This is a genomic window from Acinetobacter stercoris (assembly GCF_900323515.1).
Lineage (GTDB): Bacteria > Pseudomonadota > Gammaproteobacteria > Pseudomonadales > Moraxellaceae > Acinetobacter > Acinetobacter stercoris.
Map to the genome: position 1 here is coordinate 1 of NZ_OOGT01000297.1, position 3079 is coordinate 3079.

General features: G+C 32.3%; 3 protein-coding genes. 2 read left to right on the plus strand and 1 reads right to left on the minus strand.

Annotation, left to right across the window (positions count from 1 at the left end; translation table 11 throughout):
• Both KPC_RS20500 and KPC_RS18660 read left to right on the plus strand, forming a co-directional pair.
• A partial coding sequence (locus KPC_RS20500; protein WP_456049179.1) for an ORC-CDC6 family AAA ATPase occupies positions 1–896 on the plus strand: 896 nt, incomplete at its 5' end.
• Positions 893–1867, plus strand: a complete 975-nt coding sequence (locus KPC_RS18660; RefSeq protein WP_079378922.1) for a hypothetical protein — start codon at positions 893–895, stop codon at positions 1865–1867. The genes KPC_RS20500 and KPC_RS18660, both read left to right, overlap by 4 nt.
• 251 nt (positions 1868–2118) lie before the next feature.
• Here the strand turns inward: KPC_RS18660 and KPC_RS18665 are convergent, their stop codons facing one another.
• Positions 2119–2997 (minus strand): LysR family transcriptional regulator, encoded by an 879-nt coding sequence (locus KPC_RS18665; protein WP_121975829.1) that lies wholly within the window; start codon positions 2995–2997, stop codon positions 2119–2121.
• Between the last annotated feature and the right edge of the window lie 82 nt (positions 2998–3079).

Consider the following 3079-nt stretch of genomic DNA (forward strand, 5'->3'; position numbering starts at 1 on the left):
ATATAGATGAGCTTATCCTAAAAAAACTTAATATTTTAAGATTTTGCAAAGAACGTAAAAATAGTACTAATTTCTTAGAAATAGCCCAACAGATTCATTCTGAAAGCTTAATATATAGAGAAAAAGAACAACGCCGAACTGGGAAATATGCAACTTCATTCAATCACTATAAGTATGATCTATTTGCACAGATATGCTTGGATGCTAGATATAAGACAAATATCCCATATGCAGGTTTTGAAACAATTTTCAAAATGTCATCTGGAAATCCAAGAAATGTATTAAATATCTTAAATAAGATATATGAGTTGTTGTCTTTTGAAGGAAAAAGTTTTTATTCTCAAGAGAGTATCGATATTGAGACTCAAACAAAAGCAATTAATCAAGCTGCTAAATATTTTGCTGAAGAGGATTCTAATTATGGTTCTTTAAGTGACAAGGCAAAAAAAGCAATGTTTAAATTCGCTGCCTATTTAGCTACAGCAAGATATGCATTAAATATCCCTGAGAGCTCTCCTCTTGCAGCAAGCTTTAAAGATGAAGATTTAAATAGAGAAGCAAAAGAAGTCTACAATCTTGCTGTAGAATTCTCTTTAATCCAAGAAATGCCTGATCCAAGATCAGATAGGAACTCAAAACAATTACACAAACTTATTAAACTCAACCCGATGCTATCACCTTTATGGAATTTGCCTGTAGTATATCGTGGAGATCTAACTCTAAATGCTGATATTCTAAATGCTATTTTTGATCCTGAAAATACAAGCTTTGATGAACATCTGAACAGAGTTAAACGGAAATGGAATTCTATACATATAGATCAATTAGATACGAACCTTAAACAAAATGTTGGATCTACTGCTAAGTTACCTGAACAAGGGAAGTTACCATTTTGAGTATTATTGATTACGATATTTTCTATCGGGAATCACTACCAGTAGAAAATAATCCTATTAACTCGACTCCTTTCGATATCTTTATATCTGCATTCAATGCTAGTGATAGAGTAAAAGAAGTTTTTGACAAAATTAATAGCACCCAAAAATATTGGCTAATCCATCCAGAATACCAATTTTCAGATGAAGAACTAACAGAAGTTCATGCAACAAGCATAATTAAACCTATAGAATTTGGTGAACAAGATCAAGTTAGCTCTTTAATATCCTCGATAAATATTACAGATATAGAAAACACTAAAATTTGTATTGATAGTACAGGCTTTATGAGAAATGTTTTAGCTCTATTAATAATTACTCTAGGGTATCTGGGATGTAAAAAAATTAGTGTACTTTATTCTGAACCAATACAATATATTGAGAACGAAAATACTCACTTCAGTATCTCGGCTCTTAAAGTCAAAGCTTTAGATGGAACTGCTATTACAATCACAACAAATGCTAAAGACTCATTAATAATGTCTATTGGTTTTGATCATGATTTAATGTCACAAGTTGTTAATGATTATGAAAGTGCCACTTTTTATCCTTTGTATGGTTTTCCCTCTTTAAGTGCTGATATGTTTCAACAGAGTGCTTTTAGATCGAGTAATATTATACCAATAAAGGAGAACGATTTAACTACTCGGAAATTCTTTGCACCAGCAAATGATCCATTTTCAACAGCTAAGCAAATTCAAAGGATTGTAGCTATAATTCATCACAGAGAACAAAATTTAAAACATAATATTTATCTTTGTCCTCTCTCGACGAAAGCACAGGTAATTGGTCATGCTTATTATTGGTGGAAAGAGGGACAACATCAAAGCCAGAATGGAATGATAAATATTATCTTACCCATGTGTATATCATATAAAAGAGAAACAAGTGTTGGATTGCGGCGAGTATGGCAATACACTTTAGAGATGTAGGTACTATCGTATAGCAAATATTAAAGGATGAAACTTTATTACTTCTACTTTTTGAAATACGAGAAGAATTTATAATATAGGATGAAACTTTATTTTTCTCAAGAATCTTGCTAAAAGCCTAAAATCAATAACTTGTATTGATTTTAGGATGATACTTTATTACTCAACCACACCTCTTGTATGAGAGTAATAAAGAAATTTACAAATATAGGAGAGACTTTTAGCTCTCCTATATTTTATCCAGTTTAATATTATGCTGGGAAAGGCAATGTTTCCAAAAAATGATCTAATAAAATAGAAGAATGATTTTTTTTCCAAATACAAAAAGTTTCTGAACAAATATTATTTTTATCTATATCCACAAAACTAACATTATCCTTTTTAAGTGCCTTCATAGAAGCTGGAACAAGTGCAACCCCCATTCCCGCTTCAACCAGTTCAACTATCGTTAACCAGTTACGAATCTCATGGGCAATATATGGGCTAAATCCTGCATTTACACACATTGCAGTAATTTGATCATAATAATGAGGGGCAACAGAACGAGGAAAGAGAACGAAATTCTCATGCCTTAATGCTCCCAAATGAATTTGGGATTTTTCTGCTAAAAAATGATTTTTAGGTATACAGCATACAAACGCTTCAGATAAGAACAAGCGATGAGCAAAATTCTCTTCCTGATTAAGTGTATGTACAAAACCTAAATTGATTAACTCCTGCTTAAGAGCCTGAATTTGTTCAGAAGAATTCATTTCTTTTAAAATAATCCTGATATGCGGATATCTGGACTGAAATTGATGCACGAACTCCCCCAGTCCACGGAAAAGCATCGAACTGGTAAAGCCTATTCTTAACTGCCCAAATGTCCCATGTGCAACCCGCTTGCCAATTTGCTGCATATCTTCTGCATGCCGAAGCAACATTATGGCTTCCTGATAAAATAGTTTTCCTGCATCAGTTAAAGCTACATTTTTATTATTCCTGACAAAAAGTGCAAAACCTATATTATTTTCAAGTTGTTGAATACTCATACTTAAAGGAGGCTGAGAAATATGTAAACGTTGGGCAGCACGCCCAAAATGGAGTTCTTCTGCCACCGTCACAAAATATTTAAGCTGTTTTAAATTCACCCAACCTCCCCCTAATCAAATATAAATCTTTTAAACTGTTGTTATTTTTAGCACACAAATCAATATATTTTTTAGATTAAAC